Origin of the sequence: Ensifer sp. (assembly GCF_035999185.1) — a bacterium.
Taxonomy (GTDB): domain Bacteria; phylum Pseudomonadota; class Alphaproteobacteria; order Rhizobiales; family Rhizobiaceae; genus Ensifer.
The window spans coordinates 33,710-56,084 of the sequence record NZ_DASYHB010000089.1 but is presented as its reverse complement, the minus strand read 5'-3'; the positions used below and the strand labels follow the sequence as shown (position 1 = coordinate 56,084).

Here is a 22,375-nt window from a genome sequence, read left to right as displayed (position 1 = left end):
TAAGTCCCGGTCGTTCGAACCACGCCGCTATCCGGCGATGTTGATCGTGACGTCGATGTTACCGCGGGTCGCCTTGGAGTACGGGCAGGTCTGATGAGCCGCCTCGACCAGGCGCTCGGCCACGTCGCGGTCTATCCCGGGCAAGCTGACGTTCAGGCGCGCCTGCAGGAAGTATCCGCCATCGCGGTTGCGCAGGTCCACTTCCGCGTCGACGGCCGTCTCGGCTGGAAGTGCGACCTTATCCTGTGCGGCCGCCAAACCGATCGCGCCAATGAAGCACGCCGACCAGCCGGCGGCGAAGAGCTGCTCAGGGTTGGTCCCCGGGCGACTGCTGCCCGGCGAAGAAAGCTTGATGTCCAGACGCCCATCATTGCTTCGCGAAGCGCCGTCGCGGCCACCGGTCGTGTGGGTCTTGCCGGTGTACAATACCTTTTCAGTGTCGGTCATGGTGGTGTTCCTTTCGACAGGGCGTTGAGGTTGGGCCCGATTGCCCGGAGCTGCTGTCGAGAGGAATAAGGCGCCCGCCACGTATCCGGCATGTTTCGCGGGGGGCTTGGAAATGTATGGAACTTCACAAGCCCGAAGACGGCGATACACTCTGATACAAGGGAACCGTCTCCCCGCATTGTTCGGCGGATCGCCGCTCACATACCTCGACTGCCGACAAGATTGGCTGTCTGCTGACACGGTGAAGCGCAGGATCGGATAACCCAATCCTGCGCTGTCAGAATCCCAGAGGACTGAAACCGGATTTCTAATTCAAAACACTAACAAAGTGCTTTAGCATATTGAATTTAATTACTTTAGACGCCTAGAAACGATCGACGTCGACAATGGCCTCCGCAAAAGCCAGGGGCGCCTCCTGCGGCAAGTTGTGGCCGATGCCGCCGGTGATCAGCCGGTGCTCGTATCGGCCGGAAAAGCGCTTGGCGTAGGCTGCGGGATCTGGATGCGGGGCGCCGTTGGCATCGCCCTCCAGCGTGATGGTCGGCACGGTGATCGTCGGGAACCGAGCAAGGCGCTCCTCGAGATCGTCGTACTTCGCTTCGCCCTCGGCAAGGCTCAGCCGCCAACGGTAATTGTGGATCGAGATGTCGACATGATCTGGATTGTCCAGTGCTGCCGCACTCGCGTCGAAAGTGGCATCGTCGAAGTTCCACTTGGGCGACGCAAGCTTCCAGATCAACCGCGCAAACTCCTTGCGGTTTTCCTGATAGCCCGCATAGCCGCGATCGGTCGTGAAATAGAACTGGTACCACCAGGCAAGCTCTGCCTGTGGCGCGAGCGGCTTCCGGTTGACCTCGCGGCTGCCGATCAGGTAGCCGCTGACGGATACCATGGCCTTGCATCGTTCCGGCCACAGCGCAGCGATAATGTTTGCCGTCCTCGCCCCCCAATCGCAGCCACCGATAACGGCCTTGTCGATATCAAGCGCGTCCATCAGCGCAATGATATCAGTGGCGATCACCGCCTGTTGGCCGTTGCGCCGCGTCTCTGCCGAGAGGAAACGGGTGCTGCCGTAGCCACGCAGGTACGGCACGATGACGCGATAGCCTGCATTTGCAAGCAACGGAGCGACATCGACATAGGTGTGGATGTCATAGGGCCAGCCATGCAGGAGGATAACCACCGGGGCATTGGGTTCGCCAAGTTCCGCATAGCCGACGTTCAGTACGCCGGCATCGATCTGCTTGATCGATGCGAAGGTCTTGTTCGTACCTGGAGTGGTTGCGGACAGACGGGGGGCCTGGCCGCCGCCTGACTGGGCGCGAGCAACGCCAGCCGCGCCGAACTGCGTGGCGGCAAGCGACAAGGCAAGCGCACCGATAAACTTGCGGCGCGGGTGATTGATTTCGTCCGACATTGATTGTCTCCGCTGAAGTGACCTGTCATCACCAATGCCGCGCGCATGTATCCGGGCAGTGTTCCCGGCGGCTCGAATTGAAAGCATGTGTAGACAAACGCCGCGCGGATACACGTCGATACAATCGCCGTCGCGCCTGCGCTTCCGGTGCGTCAGGTTCAGGCGACGCCTTCGCGGGCATTGCGGCGGATCGTCTGCGGCGGTTGCCCGAGGGTGCGCAGGAAAGCCCGCCGCATGCGATCGCTGTCGGCAAAGCCGGTCTCCTCGGCAATCACGTCCATCGAGTGGCGGCCCTGCTCCATCAGCATGCGCGCAGCCTCCACCCGCAGATGTTCGACCGCTTTGGCGGGCGACTGGCCGGTTTCCGAGCGGAAGGCGCGGCTGAACTGACGTGCGCTCAACCCGGCGGCATCCGCCAGTTCCTCGACGGACAACAGGTTACGCAGGTTCGCCTTGGCATAGTTGACCGATCTCTGGATGCGGTCGGATTTCGGGTCCAGTTCGAGCAGCGCAGAAAACTGCGACTGACCACCGGCGCGCCGGTGGTAGACCACGAGCTTGCGCGCGACCGATCGCGCAACCTCTTCGCCATGATCCTTCTCGATCATGGCGAGCGCCAGATCGATGCTGGCGGTCATGCCGGCCGAGGTCCAGACGCTGCCATCAACGATGAAGATGCGATCCTCCTCGACCTTGATCGCCGGGAAGCGCTCGCGCAACTGGCGCGCAAAGACCCAGTGGGTCGTGGCACGCCGGCCATCGAGAAGCCCGGACTCGGCCAGGATGAACGCGCCGGTGCAGGGTGCTGCCACCCGCCGCGAGACCTCCAGTGCGTGCCGCGCGAACGCGACCAGCCCCGGCGTTACCGGCTCGATTTCCGTCCCTGCCCCGAACATCACGGTATCGTAGACGGTATCGTCGAAAGGCTTCGTCAGCACGCCGAAGCCGGCAGACGACTTTATCTCGCCGCCGGTCTCCGACAACAACGCTATGTCGTAGGCCTGCTCGCCAAGGGTCAAGTTGGCGATCTCGAATGCGGTGACCGCCGCAAACCCCATCAACTGGAACTTCGGAAAGACGACATAGCCGATACTGTGCATCTCACGTCGCTCCCTGTCTCAAATGGCCGCCTATAGCATATTTACGCCATGAAGCCTATGCGGACGGTTTCAGTCCCCCTCATTCAGGAAGGGGCTTTCCGCCATGCTCGGCGACCATGTAGGCCGCATACCAGTCCGGCCAGTTGTGGTCGTGCTCACCGCCGTTGCGTTTCTCGTGCTCGCCATGCGCGGCCGCCGCGCGGCGCAGGGCGGCGGCAAGATCGGCGACCGACGCAAAGTCCGTGACATCTGCATCGACGCGACCGGGCAACCGCTCGGTCACCTCCTGCAGGAGCCAGCCGTTGCCGTCCGGATCGCTGAAAGTGGCGTAGGAACGATAGCTGCGCCGCGCGGGATCACGCCCTGTGACCGCCGGCTGTCCCGGGCCTTCGCGATGGAAGACGGCGCTCACCTGGGCGCCGCGCTCGATGAGCTGAGCACGCGCCGCCTCGATATCCGAGACCACCAGGTAGAGCCCGCTCGCCGATCCGGGTGCTGCCGACGTCAGCCCGGTGCCGAAATGGATCGAAGCGGGCGAGCCCGGTGGCGTGAACTGGACAACCCGGAACGTATCGCCGACCGGAAAATCGGCATCGAGCCGCCAGCCGAGGCCGCCATAGAAAGCCTTGGCGCGATCGACGTTCGAAACGGGGATGAGCGCGACCTCGAACTTCAGATCGACTGTCTTGTCGCTACCTGTCATGTCAATTCTCCTTTGTTGGTCGGGATGGGCGTGCACCCGCACGCCCGTCCCCTTCAGCTCGGTTGACGCAGTGACTTGAACGAGGCCCTCAATTCATCGACCAGGGCATCCGGTTGCTCCCACGCTGCAAAATGCCCGCCCTTGGCGAGACGATTGTAGTAAATCAGCTTCGGGAACGCCTTTTCCGCCCAGGAGCGGGGCGCCTGGTAAAGTTCATCCGGAAACGCGCTGACGGCAACCGGTATCTGCACGCCTTTCGGCGCGAAGAAGGCAAGCTTGTTTTCCCAGTAGAGGCGCGCCGATGAGACCGCCGTCTTTGTCAGCCAGTAAAGCGTGATGTTGTCGAGCACGTCGTCGCGGGTCAGACCTTCCGCCTGTCCGTCGAAGACGCGGGCGATCAGTTCGTAGCTGCGCGCGTCGTGATCGAGCATCCAGCTGGCAAGGCCGATCGGCGAATCCTCGATACCGTAGAGCGTCTGCGGTCGCTTGCTCATCTCCTGGGCGTAGGAGAGCCCGTTCCTGTAGAAGAAATCGAGCTGGCCATAGGCACGGCGCTCGTCGGCCGAAAGATTGGCCGGCGCGGGTTCGCCGGCGTCGAGAGCCTTCTGGATCGCAGGCGGGACGGTCGCCGGCATGTTGGTATGGATGCCCAACAGCCCGGCCGGCCGCTGCAGTGCCAATTGCTCGGTGACGGCGTCGCCCCAGTCGCCGCCCTGCGCAACGTAGTGGCTATAGCCCAACCGCTGCATCAGCACCGCCCAGGCACGAGCGACCCGTACGGGATCCCAACCGAGCTCGCCGGGTTTTCCGGAAAAGCCGTAGCCTGGCAAGGACGGGATAACGATGTCGAAGGCGTCCGCTTCGGTGCCGCCGTGCGCGGTCGGATTGGTCAACGGATCGATGATCTTCAGCTGCTCGATGATCGAGCCGGGCCACCCGTGGGTGACGAGGACAGGCATCGCGTTCTTGTGCCTGGAGCGCACGTGAATGAAATGGATGTCGACGCCGTCGATATTGGTCACGAACTGCGGCAGGGCATTGAGCTTGTTTTCAACCCTCCGCCAGTCGTACTTGGTCGCCCAATAGTCGGCGAGCCGCTGCATCGTGGCGCGTTGCACGCCTTGCGTGCCGTCCTTCACCAGTTCTTCGCTTGGCCATCTCGTCGCCTCTATCCGTTCTTTCAGGTCCGCAAGTTCTTCGTCGCTCGCATGGAACTGGAAGGGACGAACGGATTCATCGGCCGCGGTCTTTGCGGCCGTGGCCACCTGAACACCGCCCGCCGAAGACGCACTCGCTGCATGGGCGAGCGGCGGAAGCAGGATGGCGATCGCCCCTGACAGCGCAATGGCGGCCAAGCGACGGCTATGGGCAGTTGGCAAATGGCGACTGGACATCATCATTCTCCTGGTTCGATCGGAAGGGCGTTGCCTGAGACAACGCCGCTGTTGTTCCGGTTGGGACGAATATCGGGGGCTATCCCCCGACGTTGTAGCGAGCGGCAGGTACACTTTTGGAAAGATTGGGCATCAGCTTCTGGCGCGCCGCCTCGTAGGCAGCCCAATCACCGGCATCGGCAAGTGCGGGAATGGTGATGAGTTCGCCTTGGTCGAGACCGGAAAGGGCCGCATCGACCATGTCATCGGCCCGCATGACGATCTCGCTCGGCACGTGCTCGATCGGCGTCCCCGCGATGGCCCAGAAGTCCGTGGCTGTTGCCCCCGGCAAGACGGCCTGGATGCGGATGTTCTTGTCCGCCAGTTCCTTCTGCAGCGACAGGGTCAACGCAACCACGAAGGCCTTCGTCCCGCCGTAGACGCCGTTCAGCAGTTCCGGCGCCACACCGACGATCGATGCGATGTTGATGATCGTGCCAGCACCGCGCGCGACAAATCCGGGAGCGGCGGCATAGGTCAGCCGCGTCAGCGCGCTGACATTGAGGGTGATCATCTCCTCCATCTTGTCGACATCGGAAGACAAAAGCGGCGCCGTCGCGCCGACACCGGCATTGTTGATCAGCACCGTGATGCTTGCGTCGTCTCGAAGCAGCGCCTCGACGCGCTTCAGGTCGTTCTTGTCGCCGAGGTCGGCGGCAACGACCTCGATTGCGCGACCGGTTTCATCGGCGAGCCGGCGTGCGAGGTCATCCAGGCGTCCGCGATTGCGGGCAACGAGGATCAGGTCGTATCCCCTGTGCGCAAGACGATCGGCGTAAATCGCTCCAATGCCGGAGGACGCGCCGGTGATCAGTGCCGTACCTTTTGAACTCTTGCTCATTTCAAGCTCCTTTGTCTTGGGTTGGAGCCTCGATAATAGGACGGGTTGACCATGTCTCAAATGTCGTAATTCCGGCACTTTAGGCCATCGATCGTGCCAGGAATGTGCCTCTAGTGAGAGAACGCGTCCGCTGTCTCCGTGTGCAGAACCTCATCCGGGAAAGCTGTGTCCAACGCCGGTGAAGCATCGTTGTTCGCCACGTCAGACGTTGAACCGGCAAAGATCGCCGCGAGCAGTCCGGGCTCCCCGGGGTCGCTGCCCCAGGCACATGGCGCTGCCGCGAGCGCGGCAATGGCGAAGGCTGCAATGACGTTACGCATGGTCTGCTCCTTTTTTCGTCGGGCACTGGGCCCAACTGATCTGGCCGACAATGTCCGGCTCAGACGTATCGCTGTTGTGTTCGGGCGGCCCCGAATTTGTAACGGCATGTACGAACGGACGATCGGGCGTGCGAAATGAGGCCATCGCCGGTCTGCCCGGATCATCCGAAGGTGAAAACGAACGCTTCCGCGCCTGGCTCCAGGAAACGGATTTCAAACGTCCGTTCACGCGCCTCGCCGGACTGGCGGACGAGTTGGTAGAGGCGGGTCTCCTTCACGACGCCGTTGCCCGTCGCATCGATATCCGAGCCATGGTCATTCCCGGGAGGAACCCCATCCACCGTCACCTGAAACGGTACGGGTTTGCCGTCGGCGCGGGGACCGAGGACCAGGTGCAGGTCGCGCGCGCGAAACCGGTAGGTGATACCGCCACCAGCCTCGTTGAGCCGTGCCTGTTCGGCGCCGACCGTCCAATTGCCGCTGAGCCCCCATTCGTTCAGGCGCGGAGTGTCCACGGTGTAGCGTTGGGCGTTGTCGGCCGAGACCCCTTCCGGCGAAACGAAGTTCTCGGCCCGTGCATAGCCGACATAGGTCTCGCCGGAGCCGAGCCGCGCCAGATCGGGCGAGACTTCGGCGCCCCGCGCATGTGGCTTGACCAGGTCGCCCTCGGCCTTCTTCTTGCCGGCCGCTTCGGCCAGAAGGTCCTGGATTACACGCTCGGAGCCCTCGTAGTCACCCTCGCCAAAATGCGTGTAGCGGATCTGCCCTTCGGCATCGATGAAGTAGTGGGCAGGCCAGTAGTTGTTGGAGAATGCCCGCCAGATGGCAAAATCGTTGTCTATCGCCACCGGATAGGTGATCTGGAAATCACGGATCGCCTGCTCGACATTCTCGATCTTCTTTTCGAAGGCGAACTCCGGCGCGTGAACCCCGATGACGACGAGGCCCTGGTCTCGGTACTTCTCCGCCCACGTCCGGACATAGGGGATGGTACGGATGCAGTTGATGCAGGAATAGGTCCAGAAATCGACAAGCACGACCTTGCCGCGAAGCTCGGCTGGCATCAGCGGCTTCGAGTTCAGCCACTGCACGGCGCCGGCGAGCGACGGAAAGGCGCCCTCCACCGGAAGATCGCTGCGGTAGCCCGCCTGCGGCTTATCCTTTGCGGCAATCGCCTTGCTGTTGCTGGCGACAGTGACGTCATTCTGCGCGCTGCTGCGAAAGCGCTCGAGGATGGACTGCTCGAAGCCAGCCGTGCTCGCATAAGACAGGCGCGCCAGCAGCCCAGTATCAAGTCCCAGGGCTATGGCAGCGACGCCGGCAAGCACTGCCACCCCCAGCCCCTGGCGAATGCGGTCACCGATGCCGAGGAAGCCTTTCATCGCGGTAAACACCCGCGCACCGGCAAGGACGGCGAGTGCGAGCGATGTCGCAGCACCTGCCGCATAGGCCGTCAAAAGCAATGTTGTCTGGACATTCGCACCGTTCAGCGCCGCCCCGGTCAGGACTAGCCCGAGTACCGGCCCGGCGCACGGCGCCCAGAGCAATCCGGTCGCCACCCCAAGCAGAATGGCGCCACCGACGCTTCCCTTCTCCCCGGTGGCGGCCCTATTGGAAAGTCGGTTGCCGAGCGCCACGAGCGGGCCGGTGACGAAGGTGGCGGCGCGGGTCGACAACAGGGTGAGGCCGAAGACCGCCAAGAGCGCGATCGCCGCATAGCGGCCAAGGATGTTGGCCTGCACCACCCAATTGCCGCCGAGCGCGGCCAGGGAGGCGACACCGGCAAAGGTCACGATCTTGGCGAGCAGCATCGGCAGGATGCTGGTCGAAAATGGCTGACCGGCGCGGGCAAACACGAAGGGCAGGACCGGCAGGATGCAGGGACTGACGATCGTCAGCACGCCGGCAAGATAGGCAACTACAAACAGGAACATCATCGTCCCTCCACACTGGATCGAGGCTTGGCGGCCCTGGGCTTGGCGGCCTTGATCACGCTTCACATGCGCGGCAGAGGACCACGGCGAGGTATCGCGTATGTGTCCCGACAGGGGGCGATCTGTATCTCAGTGCATCAGGACTGCTGGTGGGAGCTCTCAGGCGTGGCTGCAGATGCATGTGCGAGGGCCGCGATCATCCGAGAAGCTTCCACCCGGGACCACGGCTGCTACGGCGGCGATAATTTTCGTCAATATATTCCATCGGATATAACGCCGTGCCATAGTGCGCCGCGACCGATCCCTCTCGCTTGTGTAGGCCCGTATGTCGAAATCTATTGCCGTCCTTTTCTCCTTCCTGCTTGGCCTTGTGTCCGTTGGTGCAGAGGCGCGGACTATCACCGATGCTGCCGGCCGAAAGGTCGACGTACCCGACACGATCACCCGTGTGCTTGCCGCCGGTCCCCCGGCTTCGGTGCTGACCTATGTGCTGGCGCCGGACAAGCTCGCCGGCTGGGTGCGCGAACCGTCGGACGAGCAAAAGGCGTATCTGATGCCCTCGGTGCGGGATCTTCCGACCTTTGGCCAACTGACCGGCAAAGGTGGCAGCGCCAATGTCGAAGCGGTGCTTGCCGCCAAGCCGGATATCATTCTCGATGTCGGCACGGTCAACGATACGTACCGTTCGCTCGCCGACAAGGTGCAGGCCCAGACCGGCATCCCCTATGTGCTGATCGACGGCAGTTTTGCTGATAGCGGCAAGACGCTGCGCGACGTCGGCGCTCTGCTTGGGGTCAGCGAGCGTGCCGAGACGCTGGCGACCTATGCCGATCAAAAAGTGAAGGATCTGAACGACAGCCTTGCCAAAATCCCGGCTGATCAGAGACCGCGCGTCTACTACGGCCGCGGCCCGGAGGGCCTGGAGACCGGGCTGTCCGGTTCGATCAACGTCGAAATCCTGAAGGCCGTTGGTGCGGAAAATGTTGCAGCCGCCGCCGGCAAGGGCGGCCTGACCGAGGTCTCGCTCGAACAGATCCTGTCCTGGAACCCGGACGTGGTCATCGCGGCCAGCGGCAAGTTCGCGTCATCGGTAAAGAAGAACCCGCTTTGGGCCGATGTGAAGGCTGTGAAGGACGGCCGCGTGTTCACCGCACCGGGACTGCCCTATGGTTGGTTCGATTCGCCGCCGGCAATCAATCGCCTGATCGGCGTCGCCTGGCTGCAGCAACTGTTCTATCCGGAAAATGGGACCAGCGACCTCACCGCCGAGACCCGCAATTTCTACAAGCTCTTTTATCAGGTAGACCTGACAGATAAGCAGATCGCGACGCTCCTGAAGGGGGCCATGCCCGCAGCGAAATGAACCGGCGCGAAGAGACTGCGGCAGTGACAGCGGGCACAAGCGGCAAGGGTCTATGGCTGGCCTTCGAAGCTCTCCTGCTCCTGGCAGCCGTCTCGATGACGGTTGGCAAGTATGCGGGCCCGGCCGAAATTTTCCGCGCTTTGCGCGCCGCCATTTCGGGAGAAGCCGGCGACCCGGTACTGTCGACGGTTCTGTGGAACGTGCGGTTGCCGCGCGTCATCGGGGCAATTCTGATCGGTGCCGCCTTGGCTGCTGCCGGCGCCACCTATCAGGGACTCTTTCGCAACCCCCTCGTTTCGCCCGATATCCTCGGCGTTTCCGGCGGCGCCAGCCTCGGCGCCGTCATCGGCATCTTTCTTTCACTGCCCGTGCTTGTGATCCAGGCGATGAGTTTCGCCGGCGGACTGCTTGCCGTCGCTGCAGTCTACGCTATCGGCGTCGCGATCCGTGGCCGCGATCCGGCCCTGACCCTGGTTCTGGCGGGCCTTGCGATCGGCGCGCTCGTCGGCGCCGGCATCTCGCTGATCAAGATCCTCGCCGACCCCTACGATCAGTTGCCGGCCATCACCTACTGGCTGCTTGGCAGCCTGACGGCGGTCACCCGCCTCGACGTCGTCTCGATCCTTCCCGCTCTTTGCGCCGGCCTGGTGCCACTGGTCTTGCTGCGCTGGCGCATGAACCTGATGACGCTCGGAGACGAGGAGGCCCAGACACTGGGTATCGACACGCGTCTCACCCGCGCAGCCCTGATCGGTGGCGCAACGCTGGTGACGGCGGCAGCGGTCTCGGTCAGCGGTGTCATCGGCTGGATCGGACTTGTCATTCCCCACATCGCGCGCATGCTCGTCGGCCCGGACTTCCGTCGCCTTCTGCCGGCCTCGATGATATCGGGTGGCGCCTACCTGCTTGTCGTCGATATGCTCGCGCGCAGCATCGCGCTCATCGAAGTGCCGCTCGGTATTCTGACGGCCGCAGTTGGCGCACCATTCTTTCTGTGGCTGCTCGCCTCGGGCCGGAGGGCCTGGCAATGACGCTCGACATCAGAAATCTCACCTTTGGCTACCGCGGGCGGCAGGTCGGCACCAACATCTCCCTGTCGCTCGAAACAGGCGAGGTCCTGGCCCTGCTTGGCCCCAACGGCGCCGGAAAGACGACATTTTTCAAGACCATACTGGGGCTTCTTCCAGTGAGAACGGGCAATGTCCTTCTGGATGCAAAGCCGCTCTCCACCTGGCCGCGGCGCGAGCGTGCCAGGCGCATCGCCTATGTCCCGCAGGCACATGCGGCACTTTTCCCGTTCACGGCGCTCGACGTGGTGCTGATGGGACGTGCCCCTCACCTTCAGCCGTTCTCCTCGCCCGGCGCGCGGGATCGCGACATTGCCCTGTCGGCGCTGCGGGGGCTCGGCATGGCTCACATCGCTGAGCGACCCTATACCGAGATCAGCGGTGGCGAGCGCCAGATCGTGCTGATTGCCCGGGCACTGGCACAGGAACCGACCATCCTGATCATGGACGAACCGACGGCCAATCTCGACTACGGCAACCAGATGCGGGTGCTTTCGCATATACGGGCGTTGGCAGCATCCGGGCTCTCGGTCGTTCTGTCGACGCACAACCCGGATCACGCATTCCTGGTCGCCGACCGTGTTGCGCTCCTCCATGCCTCGACGATCGCTGCGATCGGCCCGCCCGATGACGTGCTGACGCCGGCGGCGCTCAATCAACTCTACAACATCGACGTGGTGATCGGCTCGATCGAAGGCAGCCCGGCCCGCCTCTGTGCGCCGCGGCTCGCTGCCCCCACTCCCGAGAAAGGAACTCGCTATGGTCCGTGAAAACGAAATCCGCAGGAACGAGGTAGTCGTTGATCCGCCGGAGGCGAGCGACGCCGGGCTCGTCTTCATCGGACGCATCTCGACGCCATGGACTTCGCGCATGGAGACGCCACGCCAGGGTCGCCATGATGGCCCGATCTGCCGCATCGAGATTTTCGAACCCTGGGTTCTGGCTTTGACGGGGGTCGGCGCGTTCGAGCGGCTGGAAGTGCTCTACTGGCTCGACCGCTCAAGCCGCGACCTGGTCCTGCAAAGCCCCGCCAGCAACGGCGAGGTGCATGGGACGTTTTCGCTTCGCTCGCCCGTGCGGCCGAACCCGATCGGCACCTCGATCGTGAAACTCGAGGCCGTCGAAGGCGCAACGCTTCTTGTGCGCGGTCTCGACTGCCTGGACGGCACCCCGCTGATCGACCTCAAACCCGATCGCACCCTGTTCAAGCCGATCGCGCCGCCGCAGCGGGGCGATTTCGAGACGGACAGCAAAGGCGTGCATCCTTGCCAGAAGGCCTGAGGCCTGCCGCCTAAAACGAGCAAACGGAGGGCGCCGCGACAAAAGCGCCCCCTTCCTTCCTTCGAGCGGCGGCTTCAGTATCAGTCAACCGCGACCATGACGTCCGAGGCCTTGATGACTGCGTAGGCTTCGCCGCCGACCTTCAGTTGCAATTCATCGACCGATTCGTTGGTGATCGATGCGGTGACGATCGAGCCGCCGACGTCGATACGAACATGGGCGGTCGTTGCCCCCTTGGTCACATCGACAATCGTGCCCTTGAGACGGTTGCGTGCACTGAGCTTCATACGCTTCTCCCTGGTGTTTGATTGTATCGGACATTCGCGCTTTGCCACATCCGATCGCCGCGCGGCATAGAACCCGAGTGGCGGAACGGTTAGGAGCAAACGGTGCGAAACAGTATCATTGCCGGAGTGTAGTGACACCTTTTCGCCAACTCGGTGGCAATGCTCTCAGTCACGCAGGGTAACCCACACGGGCGCGTGATCGCTCGCCCCTTCCCTGCCGCGCACCTCCCGATCGATACCGGCGCCGGTCAACTGGCCTGAAAGTTTGCGGCTAACCAGGATGTGATCGAGCCGGAGTCCGGCGTCCCGTTGCCATCGGTTTCGGCGATAGTCCCAGAAGGTGAACAGTTGCTCCTGCGGATGAAGCCGACGCAAAGCATCGAGCCATCCCTGGTCGACCAACTTGCGGAAGGCGGCGCGGCTTTCCGGCTGGACCAACGCGTTGTCGTCGTAGGAGCGTGTCGGATAGATGTCGCGCGCTTCCGGCACGACATTGTAGTCGCCCGCAAGCACGACCGGCAGATCGGCGCCGTAAAGATCGGACGCGTGGCGAATTAGCCGATCGTGCCAGGCCAGCTTGTAGGTGAATTTCGGCCCCGGTTGCGGGTTGCCGTTCGGTGCATAGAGGCACGCAACCAGGATGCCGCTCACCGCCGCTTCGATGTAACGGCTCTGCTTGTCCGCCGGGTCGCCGTCGAGCCCGACGCGGGTGAGCACCGGCTCGGCGTCCCGGGCAAGTATGGCGACCCCATTCCAGGCCGTTTGGCCCTTCCAGACGGCACCATAGCCGGCGGCCTCTATCGCCTGCCGCGGAAACTGGCCATCGGTCGCCTTCAGTTCCTGCAGACAGACGATATCCGGCTTCGCCTGCCTTAGCCAGGCAATCAGGTTTTCCAGTCGCCCGACGATGCCGTTGATATTGAAGGTGGCGATCTTCATATCGGCACCACGATCAGGGCGTCAGCCGGGCGGCCCAGGCGGAGACCGCTTCGGCGACCGTCTTCAGATGGCCGGCGGTGGAAAAGCCGGAGATGCTCTTGCGCGGCTTGAGATCGTGGTCTCCGTCTTCGAGCCACAGCACTTCGATCGCGTCTGAAAGACGATACCCCTCAACCTCCCCCCGCGTGCCGAATTCGTCGCGCGTCCCCTGGCAGATCAATGTCGGCGTCTTCAAATCAGCGAGATGTTTCGTCCGCAACTGTTCTGGCTTTGCCGGTGGATGGAAGGGGTAACCGAGGCAAAGCAGCCCGGCGATCTTTCCGGCCGCGTGGAGATCGTCGGCAACCATGCTGGCCACCCGCCCACCCATCGACTTTCCGCCGATAATCAGCGGACCTTCGACGCCGAGATCAGCGATGGCGGCCAGATATTCCGGATTGAGTTTTTCAGCACGCGGTGGCGGCTTTCGCCCCTCCGACGTTCGCCGCGCCGCCATATAGCCGAACTCGAATCGGGCGACGCGCAATCCGCTCGCAGCGAGCGCCTTGGCGGTCGCGTTCATCGAGGCCGAGTCCATCGGCGCCCCCGCACCGTGCGCGAGCAGAATGGTGACGGCGGCGTTCTCAGGCCCGTCAAACAGAAAGGTTTCGCGCATGTCAGCCCGCAGTTCTCGGACGGCTATGGAGATCGACATACTGCATGCCGCGCTCAGCCGTTCGCGCCCATTCAGATTCGCTATCGAGTTCGAGATAACGGCTCCACCAGCGTCTCGCCTCACCGAGGTCGCCGGCATCGAATTCGAGTTTCGCCAGATTGTACACGGCATCGGCATAGTCGACATCGAGTTCGATCGCCTTCTTCAGATGCCTGCGCGCGGCGTCGACCCGACCCCGCTCGCTCATAAGCCCGGCGAGATTGAACCAGGCTTCAACGAAGGACGGATCGAGTTTGATCGCGCGCGCGTAGTCATGCGCTGCCTCCAATTCGTGCCCCGCCGCCTTGAGGCAGTTCGCACGGTTGAAGGCGGCGACCGAGTCCGTGCGGTCCATCGCGAGGTACCGCTGGTAAAAGGCCGCGGCCTCTAAGAAGTCGCCATGTGCTTCAGCCGTCTCGGCCAGCGCGAAAAGATCCTCCAGCTCGGCGTCGTCAGGTCCGTCGAGATCGAAAAGCAACTGACCGTCGAGCTCGCTCTTGCCCTCGGTGCTGCGGGCGTAGATCAGGTCCCGCCCCTCGTGATGCAGGGAAAGCGCCGTCAGCGACGCAACTTGACCCGAGCGGTGAACGGACCGGGCGACGGTGCTCCAGCCGGCCCCACTGGCGATCAGCTCCGCGTACTTCCTGGCAAGGATCAGGTCGCGGAACGAATAGGGTTCGCTGTCGTGTTCGAAGGCATCAAACAAGGCCAGGAGATCGAAGACGCTCGCAGGCAGCCTGGACTGATCGATCAACGACTGTCGCGTCAGGGCCGATGGCGCAGGCACCGACATCAGGCCGAGAAGACGCAGGAAGCCGTTCTCGCTGACGAGCCAACGCCCCGCGGCGCGCTCGGCGTCGAAGCGGGCCTCGATCTCGGCATCACTTGCCTTCGCCAACAGACCTCTGCCGAAGACGAGATAGGTCGTCTGCCGCGTGACGCCGCGCCTCAAATGTCCGCCGCGCCGCTCGACCTCCCGCGCCGCAAGCCGGCGCGGGAAGGCGGCGAGCGCCCCCGCGATACCGAATGTCTGGCCTGCAACCACCATCAGGCTTTCTTCTTTGCAGGCGCCTTTGCCACCGCCCGTTTCGCAGCGGCAGGCGCTGCCGCCTTGGCGCTTACCTTTTCAGCCGGCTCCGCCTTGGTCTTGCTTTTGGCCGGCGGCTTGGACTGTGACAGGCTCGCCTTCAGGGCATCCATGAGATTGATGACGTTGCCGCGTTCAGGCGCCGCCGCGATGATCGGCTTGTGGCCCTTCAGCTTCTCGCGGATCATCTTCATCAGCGCGATCTCGTAACGATCCTCGTAATTCTTCGGATCGAAGACCGTCATCTTCTGCTCGATCAGCGCTTCAGCCAGCTGCAGCATTTCAGGGTCAGGATGACCGACGGGGATGTTTCCAAAATACTCAGCCGTTCCGCGCACTTCGCTCGGGTTCCTGAGGACGCACACGAACATGCCGGTTTCGCGTGCACCAATCGTGACTATCCGCTCGCGGCTGGACAGGACAAGCCTGGCAATCGCCAGCTTGCCGCTCTTCTTCAGCGCCTCGCGCAACACGACGAAGGTTTCCTCGGCCATCGCACCATCGGGCGCCAAATAGTAGGGAGCATCCTGGTAGATCACATCAACGGAGCCTTCATCGACGAAGGCTTCGATGCTCATCGTGTGGTTGGATTCGATCCTGACGCTGTCGAGATCAGCGTCCTCGATGATGATGTATTTCTTGTCTTCGTACTCGTAGCCCTTGACCAAATCCGAGCGCTCGACGAGGCCCAGTTCCGGATCGACCGGCTTCATGTTGATCCGGTTGTGGGTGTCTTTATGAAGCTGATTGAAGCTGATGCGTTCGCTCGAACTGGTCGCCGGATAGAGCCTGACGGGGCAACTGACGAGACTGAGTTTGAGATAGCCTTTCCAACTTGCCCTGGGCGCCATGATTGTCTCCTACGCGGCCAAACGCATTACGTCCTCGTTTCGGACAGAAGCGGCAAATCCTTGGCAAAGTCGTCGATATCGGCCCAAGGATCGCCGAAAGTATCCAGAAGACCAGGCAGCGAAGAATAGTTCAAATCCTGCGGAGCGTCGATAGTCTCCAAATCCGCCCAGTTGAGTGGCGTCGAAGCCGGCAGATTTGTGCGCGCGCGCAGCGAATAGGGTGCGGCCGCCGTGTGTCCACGGGCATTGCGGTGATAGTCGATGAAGATGCGCTTGATACGGTTTTCCTTGCCCATGGTGGTGGTGAAGGTCTGGGGTGCCGTTGCGGCAAGGCGTGTCGCGATCGCGCTCGTCGCCTGGTGCGTCTTCTTCCAATCCAGCTTGGGCTTTACCGGCACGACGATATGAACGCCGCTGCCGCCGGACGTCTTGACGAAGGGCACGAGACCCAGCGCCTCCAGTTCGCCGCGAATGTGGACGGCCGCCTCGACCACGTCGCGCCAGACGATCCCCTGGCCGGGATCGAGGTCGAATACGATGCGGTCCGGCTTTTCGAGCCGCGCGCGCCTGGTTCCCCAACTGTGAAGCTCGATGACGCCGAACTGGGCGAGCGCCAGGTATCCTTTCGTGCCCTCGATCGAAAGGTAGGATTTTGTTTCGCCCTCGGAATTGGTGGACTCGAAACTGCCGATCTCCGAGGGCATGCCGGTGAAAGGATGACGCTGGAAGAAGCAATCCGCGGGCTTTCCCGTCGGACACCGAAAGAGCGACACCGGCCGCCCGAGAATATGGGGCAACATGAAGTCGCCGACGAGCGCATAGTAGACGGCAACGTCGAGCTTGGCCGGACCTGACCTGCCGAACACCCGCCGGTCCGCATTGGTGACCTGGATGCTTGCGAGATCCGCGTCGGTGATCAGGCGTTTGCGCGGCGCTCGCGCGGGCGCCGAAAGCTCGACATCACGGAGGCCCTTGAACACCGCATGCCGCAGCATATTGTCGGTCGTGCGGTTGGAATAGTGGATGCGGGCGTTCAGCACCGGCCGCACCCAGATGATTTCCTTGGGCGCCCCGTCCAGGGCGATCGCATCGCCGCGCAATCCCTCAAGGCGTCCAAGCAATTGCTTCGCCGTCTCGGCGTCGAAACCGGTTCCGACCTTGCCCCGATAGTGTAGTTCGTCGTCCACCCATTCGCCAAGGGCAAGGGCTGCGAGCCCTTCGGCTGCTTGCGACGTGGTGTATCCGGCGATCGCAAAGTCATCGCTCCTGAGCGCTTTGGTCTTTGTCCAGGTCTGCGTGCGCCCACTCCGATAGAGCGCAGAGGCGCGTTTTGAGACGACCCCCTCCAGCCCCAGCTCGGCGGCCTGGTCGTAGAGCCCCTGCCCGTCGCCTTTCACGTGATCGCTGTATTGAATGGCGGAATTGTTCGTTATCTGCCCCCGAAGCAGCTGGACCAGCAGCCCCTTTCGCTTTTCGAGCTCGACGTCGGTGAGGTTCCACCCGTCGAGATGCAGGATATCGAAGGCATAGAAAACGAGCTTGCCCTCGGCCCCCGATGACAGAGCATCCTGGAGCAGCGAGAAGCGACTGATGCCCCTGTCGTCGAGGGCGACGATTTCGCCGTCGATGATCGCCTGCCGGCAAGGCAACTTCCGGAAAGCACCCGGCAGATCGCCATAGCGCTTCGTCCAATCGAGCCCGCTTCGCGTGATCAACCGAACCGTCCCATCCGAGATATCCGCCATCGTCCGGTAGCCGTCGAACTTGATCTCGTGCAACCAGTCCGAGGGTTTCGGGGATCCGCCAGGCGGGACTAAAACGGGGCTCGCAAGCTGCGGCTCGATCCGGTCCGGCTTTGCACCCTTGACCGCGCCGGACAGGGCACCGGGTTTGAGCACGACCGGCTTCGCGGGCTTCTTCGGAGCCTCGATCAGTTCTTCGATGCGGCGACCGCTCTTTACGCTTTCAGGACGCGACGCCAGAATATCGACATCGGGATCGGCGGCAAGGTCGTGCTCTTTGAACAAAAGCCAGTTGCGCTGGTCGTCGTCTCCGGGCTTCGGCTTTAACCGCGTCAGCATCCAGCCGCCGTTCAATTTTTCACCGGCCAGCCGGAACTTGAAGGCCCCCGTTCTCAGGCTCTTTTCGATATCGTCCATCGGCGCCCAGACACCGGCGTCCCAGACGATCATCGGCCCGCCGCCATACTCTCCCTCCGGAATGACACCCTCGAAATCGATATAGTCGAGCGGATGATCCTCGGTCTCGACAGCCAGTCGTTTGTCGGCGGGGTTGAGCGACGGTCCCCGCGGGACCGCCCAGCTTTTCAAGACATCGCCGACCTGCAGCCTGAGGTCATAGTGGTCGGCGGTCGCGTGATGCTTGTGCACGACAAAACGGTTCCCCTCGCCGCCCGAGCGCCCCGAGGGCTCCGGCGTTCGGGAAAAGTCCCGCTTCGAGCGATAGGCCGTGAGTTTCGTCGTCGCCATGACACAAAACTAAGGCGTGTTCTTGCAGGCTTCAATATCCGGTTCAGCTCTCGGATCGCCACGCCCGGACCGCAAGGCATTTTTGGAAAACGTTTGCTTTCCATGTGTGCAGTCACTAAGAATCCGATGAAGCCTGAATTTGGAAAGCCGCCATGCTTGAAAAGCAAAAACCGTCGCGCCCCCGCGGCCGGCCCCAGGTGCGGTGTGACGATGAAACGCGCCGCGTCATCATCCTTGCCGCCGAAAGGCAGTTTTGCGAGCTCGGCTATGAGGCGGCGAACATCAACATCATCGCCCAGAATTCCGGGGTTTCCACCAAGACCCTCTATCGCCTGTTTCCAACCAAGGCCGATCTGTTCGAACGCGTGATCGCGCTCAGGATCGCCGAATTCGTGATCGAGGCCGACGAAGAGAACCTCGAAGCCGGCGACTTGAGGGCCGGCCTTGTGCACCTGCTGGCGGCCTACGGGCACCTCGTGCTTGCCGTCGACACGATTGCCATCATCCGCCTGGTGCTTGCCGAGGCGGAACGCTTTCCCGAGGTCGCCACGACATTTTGGGAACAGGCGATCGAGCGCACCAATGCAACGCTTGAGCGCTGGCTGAAGGCGCAGGTGGCCAAGGGTCGACTCGTTATCGCCGATCCGCATATGGCGGCTGGCATGCTGCGCGGCATGATGGCAATGGAGCCGCAGCGCGCCGTCATGATGGGCCGCGTCAGCGGCATCGACGAAGCAACGATCGCAGCCCGCGTCGAAAGCTGTGTGGATCTCTTTCTCGCGGGCACTTTGCCGAGATAAACCCAAGCGCCGTGCTCCAAGGCATTCTTTGCCGATGTCATCGAGACGTCATCAAACTGTAACGTCAGCCCGTATAACTCTCCGCGCGGGACACCCTACCCGCCGGGCGCATGAGGCGTCGCGACCAGCCTTCGGCATGGCCCCTCTCGTTTCAAGCCCGGTATCTGTTATGCGTTTGTCCGCGAAGCTCCCTCTTGCAGCGGCGGCTCTGGCTGCCTTCTCCATTGCCGCGACCAGCCTCGCCGGCCTGACTGTCAGCGGCGACCTGTCGTCACGCGCCGCGATCGAAAAGCTGGAAGCCCTTGCCGACGCACGTCGCAACGAGCTTCGTCACTATCTCACGACCGTCGAGAACGACCTGCGCAATCTGCAGGCGCAAAAGTCCGTCGCCAAGGCGCTCACCGACCTCAATGGTGCAACAGCCAAGATCGGGGACAAGGCCGGCAGTGAGCTGCAGCGCCGCTACATCAACGAAAACCCCAATCCCGAAGACAAGCGCGCTCTCTACGCGTCTGCCGGCGTTGACGACTATGACGGCCTGCACGCGCGCTACCATCCCTTCTTCCGTCGCTTCGCCGAGGCGCACGGCTATCGTGATGTCTTGCTCGCCAATCTCAGCGGCACTGTCGTCTATTCCCTCAACAAGAAGGGCAATTTTGCAGCCGATCTCAAGGATGCGGCCTGGAAGGACACCGGGCTCGGCCGCGTCTTCCGGGATACGGCCGAAGGCACCGACAAGAGCAAGCTCTCCTTCGCGTCCTACGAGACCTATGTGTCGCTCAGCGGCCGCGCGGCTGCGTTCATCGCCATCCCGCTGGAATCGCTCGACGGCAAGATCGGCACGCTGATCCTCGAACTGCCGGACACGCGCATCGCAGAGATCGTCGGCAACCGGACGGGGCTCGGTGAAACCGGCGAGACGATCCTTGTCAACGACGACGGATTTTTCCTAACGGATAGCGCCGGAACGCCCGACAATGACGTGCTCCAGGGACGGATCGCACTGGAAAACCGCCCTGCCGACAATGCCATCCTCAGCAGCAGGATCGACAATTTTCGCGGCGAGGACGCGCAACTGGCCGCAACCAGCCTCGACTCCTTCGGTACGCGCTGGACGATGGTCGCCGTCATGACCTCTCGCGAGGCCTTTGCCGCCGTCACCGCCTTGCGCAACTGGACGCTTGCGACGGCTCTTGCCGTTCTTGCCGTCGCGCTCGCCATCGCCATCTGGTACTCCCGCCGGCTGACCCGACCGATCACCGGCCTTGTTACCGACATGAACCGGCTTGCCGCGGGCGACGCCGCGATTGCTGGTCTCGGCGGCAACCGCAAGGATGAAATCGGCGACATGGCGCGTTCCGTCGTCGTCTTTCGCGACGCTCTCCTTGACCGCAACCGTCTCGAAACCGAGGCGGAGGAGACGCGGGTCCTGATCGAGGAGGAACGGCAGGTCCGCGAAACAAGCCAGACCGAAGTGTCGCGCCAGATCAGCGAGGCCGTCGACATGCTGGCATCCGGGCTTGCCCGCCTCGCCCAGGGCGACCTGACAGTCCACATCGAAACGCCTTTCGGTGCCGGTTTCGATCGCCTGCGGTCGGATTTCAACCAGTCGCTGGAGAGCCTCTCGCTCACGCTTGGCGACGTAAAAGCAAGAAGCGCCCAGATCGACGGCGAAACCGGCGAGATGCGCGACGCCATCGGCCAGCTCGCAAAGCGCACCGAACACCAGGCCGCGACACTCGAAGAAGCGACCGCAGCACTTGGCGCGATCACCGCGACCATCGAGCGCACGGCCAAGCACGCCTCGTCGGCAACGACGATCGCGGCAGAAGCCAAGGCGAGTTCCGAGCGCTCGGGCCGTGTGGTGATGAACGCCGTCTGTGCCATGGCCCAGATCGAAAAGGGATCTGCCGCCATCTCGCAAATCATCGGCACGATCAACGATATAGCCTTCCAGACCAATCTCCTCGCACTGAATGCCGGCGTCGAGGCGGCCAGGGCCGGCGAAGCCGGCAAGGGCTTTGCCGTCGTTGCCCACGAAGTGCGGGAACTGGCACAGAAATCGGCGCTGGCCGCGCGCGAAATCAAGGCGATCATCACCACTTCGACCGATGAGGTGGCAAAGGGTGTCTCGCTGGTGCGGGCGGCAGGGGATGCCCTCGACGAGATCTCCGGTCAGATCCACGCCATCAACGAACAGACACAGCAGATTGCCACCGATGCCCGCGATCAGGCAGCCGACTTGCAACATATCAACCAGACCATGGTGTCGCTCGACGGCGTGACCCAGCAAAACAACGCCATGGTGGAAGAAAGCACCGGCATGACGCACCGGCTCTCAAGCCAGGCTTCCGGCCTGCTCGATCTGGTCGAGCGCTTCCGCACCACGCCAGCCGAGCGAGTTGACGCGACGGCTGCCGAGACGGAGCGCCTCCGCCTGATCGCCTAGCGGGAACGGCGGCTTGCACCGCGACTGCGATCGCGGCGACACCTTGGGGAGAGAGCCGTATCAACCGGCCTTGGCGAGAGCCACCGCGTCGGCGCCGGCCGGAAAACGCAGCCGGCCAGACTTGTCGTTTGCCGCATGCCACACCGCTTCCGCGACATCGGCCTCGGTTGTCACCAGGGCCGGCGTGGCAAACTGCGCAAAGATGGGAGCGGCGAACGCGGCATAGGCTTCCGGGATCAGATCCTCGACGCGCACCGTCGTGTTGTGCGCAAACCGCGTTGTTGGCGCGTAACCCGGTTCGACCAGTTTGACGCGCACGTTGAAGGCTTCAAGCTCATGGGCAAGCGAACCGGTAAAGCCTGTGATCGCTGTCTTGCTGGCCGTATACGCAGCGGCCAACGGCATCGCGGCAAGCGTCACGCTGGACGTGACATTGACGATGACGCCGGCCCTGCGGGCGCGAAACTGAGGGATCACGGCTTGCGTCATCGCCATCACGCCAAAGGTGTTCGTCTCGAAGACCTTTCGGATGTGCGCCATCGGCGTCGCCTCGAAGGCGCCCACGACGCCCACGCCCGCATTGTTGACGAGCACATCGATCGGGCCACTGTCTTCGATCGCCGCCGAGATGCTCTCAGCGTTCGTGACATCGAGTGCCAGCAGTCGGACACGTTCGGATTTCGGCAGGACGTCGCGGCGCGGTGTCCGCATGGTGGCGATCACGTTCCAGCCTTCGGCATAAAAGCGGCGCGCCGTTTCCAGCCCGTAGCCGGAGGAGCAACCAGTGATCAGGACGGTTTTCATGGCCATTTCCTTCTTCGTTTCGATGGGACTGGAAATATCGCGACAGCGCGGGACGATCTACGGCTTGCA

The 22,375-nt window shown here is 62.8% G+C and carries 21 protein-coding genes; 6 read left to right on the top strand and 15 right to left on the bottom strand.

Annotated features, from left to right (window positions below):
• Positions 1-27 precede the first annotated feature (27 nt).
• The 8 genes from VGO04_RS08790 to VGO04_RS08755 all read right to left on the bottom strand — a co-directional run bounded on the left by VGO04_RS08790 (position 28) and on the right by VGO04_RS08755 (position 8,195).
• Positions 28-447, bottom strand: a complete 420-nt coding sequence (locus VGO04_RS08790; protein WP_327495565.1) for an organic hydroperoxide resistance protein — start codon at positions 445-447, stop codon at positions 28-30.
• 364 nt (positions 448-811) lie between these two features.
• Positions 812-1,864 carry an alpha/beta hydrolase gene (locus tag VGO04_RS08785; protein WP_327495564.1) on the bottom strand — a complete coding sequence of 351 codons (1,053 nt, stop codon included), beginning with the start codon at positions 1,862-1,864 and terminating at the stop codon, positions 812-814.
• Between the two features lie 158 nt (positions 1,865-2,022).
• The gene (locus VGO04_RS08780; RefSeq protein ID WP_327495563.1) at positions 2,023-2,964 is read right to left on the bottom strand and encodes a GlxA family transcriptional regulator; all 942 of its coding nucleotides are present in this window, start codon (positions 2,962-2,964) and stop codon (positions 2,023-2,025) included.
• 79 nt (positions 2,965-3,043) lie between these two features.
• Complete coding sequence (locus tag VGO04_RS08775) at positions 3,044-3,667, bottom strand: VOC family protein (protein WP_327495562.1); 624 nt, start codon at positions 3,665-3,667, stop codon at positions 3,044-3,046.
• Positions 3,668-3,720: 53 nt separating this feature from the next.
• On the bottom strand, positions 3,721-5,061 hold the full coding sequence (locus VGO04_RS08770) for an epoxide hydrolase family protein (protein ID WP_414650524.1): 1,341 nt from the start codon (positions 5,059-5,061) through the stop codon (positions 3,721-3,723).
• Between the two features lie 79 nt (positions 5,062-5,140).
• Entirely contained in the window at positions 5,141-5,941 is an 801-nt protein-coding gene (locus VGO04_RS08765) for an SDR family oxidoreductase (RefSeq protein WP_327495560.1), read from the bottom strand.
• A 110-nt stretch (positions 5,942-6,051) separates the two neighbouring features.
• A complete protein-coding gene (locus VGO04_RS08760; protein WP_327495559.1) occupies positions 6,052-6,261 on the bottom strand; it encodes a hypothetical protein in 210 nt (69 codons plus the stop codon).
• Positions 6,262-6,422: 161 nt separating this feature from the next.
• Entirely contained in the window at positions 6,423-8,195 is a 1,773-nt protein-coding gene (locus VGO04_RS08755) for a cytochrome c biogenesis protein DipZ (RefSeq protein WP_327495558.1), read from the bottom strand.
• Between the two features lie 325 nt (positions 8,196-8,520).
• Between VGO04_RS08755 and VGO04_RS08750 the strand changes: the two genes are divergently transcribed.
• The 4 genes from VGO04_RS08750 to tsaA are packed head-to-tail and all read left to right on the top strand — an operon-like array spanning position 8,521 to position 11,906.
• Positions 8,521-9,558 carry an iron ABC transporter substrate-binding protein gene (locus VGO04_RS08750; RefSeq protein ID WP_327495557.1) on the top strand — a complete coding sequence of 346 codons (1,038 nt, stop codon included), beginning with the start codon at positions 8,521-8,523 and terminating at the stop codon, positions 9,556-9,558.
• Complete coding sequence (locus VGO04_RS08745) at positions 9,555-10,589, top strand: iron ABC transporter permease (protein ID WP_327495556.1); 1,035 nt, start codon at positions 9,555-9,557, stop codon at positions 10,587-10,589. The genes VGO04_RS08750 and VGO04_RS08745 overlap by 4 nt, the downstream gene beginning before the upstream one ends.
• Entirely contained in the window at positions 10,586-11,395 is an 810-nt protein-coding gene (locus tag VGO04_RS08740) for an ABC transporter ATP-binding protein (RefSeq protein ID WP_327495555.1), read from the top strand. The genes VGO04_RS08745 and VGO04_RS08740 overlap by 4 nt, the downstream gene beginning before the upstream one ends.
• Positions 11,385-11,906, top strand: a complete 522-nt coding sequence (tsaA, locus tag VGO04_RS08735; RefSeq protein WP_327495554.1) for a tRNA (N6-threonylcarbamoyladenosine(37)-N6)-methyltransferase TrmO — start codon at positions 11,385-11,387, stop codon at positions 11,904-11,906. The genes VGO04_RS08740 and tsaA overlap by 11 nt, the downstream gene beginning before the upstream one ends.
• Positions 11,907-11,986: 80 nt before the next feature.
• On the opposite strand, the gene VGO04_RS08730 is transcribed toward tsaA, so the two are convergent.
• From VGO04_RS08730 to ligD, 6 genes are all read right to left on the bottom strand, one after another.
• Positions 11,987-12,193, bottom strand: coding sequence for a molybdopterin-binding protein (locus VGO04_RS08730; RefSeq protein ID WP_327495553.1), 207 nt, complete (start codon positions 12,191-12,193; stop codon positions 11,987-11,989).
• A 165-nt stretch (positions 12,194-12,358) separates the two neighbouring features.
• Entirely contained in the window at positions 12,359-13,132 is a 774-nt protein-coding gene (gene xth, locus VGO04_RS08725) for an exodeoxyribonuclease III (RefSeq protein WP_327495552.1), read from the bottom strand.
• 13 nt (positions 13,133-13,145) lie between these two features.
• Positions 13,146-13,787: an alpha/beta family hydrolase gene (locus VGO04_RS08720; RefSeq protein WP_327495551.1), complete on the bottom strand. Its 642-nt coding sequence runs from the start codon at positions 13,785-13,787 to the stop codon at positions 13,146-13,148.
• Between the two features lies 1 nt (position 13,788).
• Positions 13,789-14,874 (bottom strand): tetratricopeptide repeat protein, encoded by a 1,086-nt coding sequence (locus VGO04_RS08715; protein ID WP_327495550.1) that lies wholly within the window; start codon positions 14,872-14,874, stop codon positions 13,789-13,791.
• Positions 14,874-15,764 carry a Ku protein gene (locus VGO04_RS08710; RefSeq protein ID WP_327495549.1) on the bottom strand — a complete coding sequence of 297 codons (891 nt, stop codon included), beginning with the start codon at positions 15,762-15,764 and terminating at the stop codon, positions 14,874-14,876. Before VGO04_RS08710 ends, VGO04_RS08715 begins: the two co-directional genes overlap by 1 nt.
• A gap of 26 nt (positions 15,765-15,790) precedes the next feature.
• Entirely contained in the window at positions 15,791-18,253 is a 2,463-nt protein-coding gene (ligD, locus tag VGO04_RS08705) for a DNA ligase D (RefSeq protein WP_327495548.1), read from the bottom strand.
• A gap of 152 nt (positions 18,254-18,405) precedes the next feature.
• Between ligD and VGO04_RS08700 the strand changes: the two genes are divergently transcribed.
• Both VGO04_RS08700 and VGO04_RS08695 read left to right on the top strand, forming a co-directional pair.
• Entirely contained in the window at positions 18,406-19,053 is a 648-nt protein-coding gene (locus tag VGO04_RS08700) for a TetR/AcrR family transcriptional regulator (RefSeq protein WP_327495547.1), read from the top strand.
• A gap of 169 nt (positions 19,054-19,222) precedes the next feature.
• Positions 19,223-21,502, top strand: coding sequence for a methyl-accepting chemotaxis protein (locus VGO04_RS08695; RefSeq protein WP_327495546.1), 2,280 nt, complete (start codon positions 19,223-19,225; stop codon positions 21,500-21,502).
• A gap of 60 nt (positions 21,503-21,562) precedes the next feature.
• On the opposite strand, the gene VGO04_RS08690 is transcribed toward VGO04_RS08695, so the two are convergent.
• Positions 21,563-22,306, bottom strand: coding sequence for an SDR family oxidoreductase (locus VGO04_RS08690; protein WP_327495545.1), 744 nt, complete (start codon positions 22,304-22,306; stop codon positions 21,563-21,565).
• Positions 22,307-22,375: the final 69 nt, after the last annotated feature.

Coding starts and splice junctions, on each gene's coding strand:
- VGO04_RS08790 (WP_327495565.1), bottom strand. CDS start 447: ATGACCGACACTGAAAAGGTATTGTACACCGGCAAGACCCACACGACC.
- VGO04_RS08785 (WP_327495564.1), bottom strand. CDS start 1,864: ATGTCGGACGAAATCAATCACCCGCGCCGCAAGTTTATCGGTGCGCTT.
- VGO04_RS08780 (WP_327495563.1), bottom strand. CDS start 2,964: ATGCACAGTATCGGCTATGTCGTCTTTCCGAAGTTCCAGTTGATGGGG.
- VGO04_RS08775 (WP_327495562.1), bottom strand. CDS start 3,667: ATGACAGGTAGCGACAAGACAGTCGATCTGAAGTTCGAGGTCGCGCTC.
- VGO04_RS08770 (WP_414650524.1), bottom strand. CDS start 5,061: ATGTCCAGTCGCCATTTGCCAACTGCCCATAGCCGTCGCTTGGCCGCC.
- VGO04_RS08765 (WP_327495560.1), bottom strand. CDS start 5,941: ATGAGCAAGAGTTCAAAAGGTACGGCACTGATCACCGGCGCGTCCTCC.
- VGO04_RS08760 (WP_327495559.1), bottom strand. CDS start 6,261: ATGCGTAACGTCATTGCAGCCTTCGCCATTGCCGCGCTCGCGGCAGCG.
- VGO04_RS08755 (WP_327495558.1), bottom strand. CDS start 8,195: ATGTTCCTGTTTGTAGTTGCCTATCTTGCCGGCGTGCTGACGATCGTC.
- VGO04_RS08750 (WP_327495557.1), top strand. CDS start 8,521: ATGTCGAAATCTATTGCCGTCCTTTTCTCCTTCCTGCTTGGCCTTGTG.
- VGO04_RS08745 (WP_327495556.1), top strand. CDS start 9,555: ATGAACCGGCGCGAAGAGACTGCGGCAGTGACAGCGGGCACAAGCGGC.
- VGO04_RS08740 (WP_327495555.1), top strand. CDS start 10,586: ATGACGCTCGACATCAGAAATCTCACCTTTGGCTACCGCGGGCGGCAG.
- tsaA (WP_327495554.1), top strand. CDS start 11,385: ATGGTCCGTGAAAACGAAATCCGCAGGAACGAGGTAGTCGTTGATCCG.
- VGO04_RS08730 (WP_327495553.1), bottom strand. CDS start 12,193: ATGAAGCTCAGTGCACGCAACCGTCTCAAGGGCACGATTGTCGATGTG.
- xth (WP_327495552.1), bottom strand. CDS start 13,132: ATGAAGATCGCCACCTTCAATATCAACGGCATCGTCGGGCGACTGGAA.
- VGO04_RS08720 (WP_327495551.1), bottom strand. CDS start 13,787: ATGCGCGAAACCTTTCTGTTTGACGGGCCTGAGAACGCCGCCGTCACC.
- VGO04_RS08715 (WP_327495550.1), bottom strand. CDS start 14,874: ATGGTGGTTGCAGGCCAGACATTCGGTATCGCGGGGGCGCTCGCCGCC.
- VGO04_RS08710 (WP_327495549.1), bottom strand. CDS start 15,764: ATGGCGCCCAGGGCAAGTTGGAAAGGCTATCTCAAACTCAGTCTCGTC.
- ligD (WP_327495548.1), bottom strand. CDS start 18,253: ATGGCGACGACGAAACTCACGGCCTATCGCTCGAAGCGGGACTTTTCC.
- VGO04_RS08700 (WP_327495547.1), top strand. CDS start 18,406: ATGCTTGAAAAGCAAAAACCGTCGCGCCCCCGCGGCCGGCCCCAGGTG.
- VGO04_RS08695 (WP_327495546.1), top strand. CDS start 19,223: ATGCGTTTGTCCGCGAAGCTCCCTCTTGCAGCGGCGGCTCTGGCTGCC.
- VGO04_RS08690 (WP_327495545.1), bottom strand. CDS start 22,306: ATGAAAACCGTCCTGATCACTGGTTGCTCCTCCGGCTACGGGCTGGAA.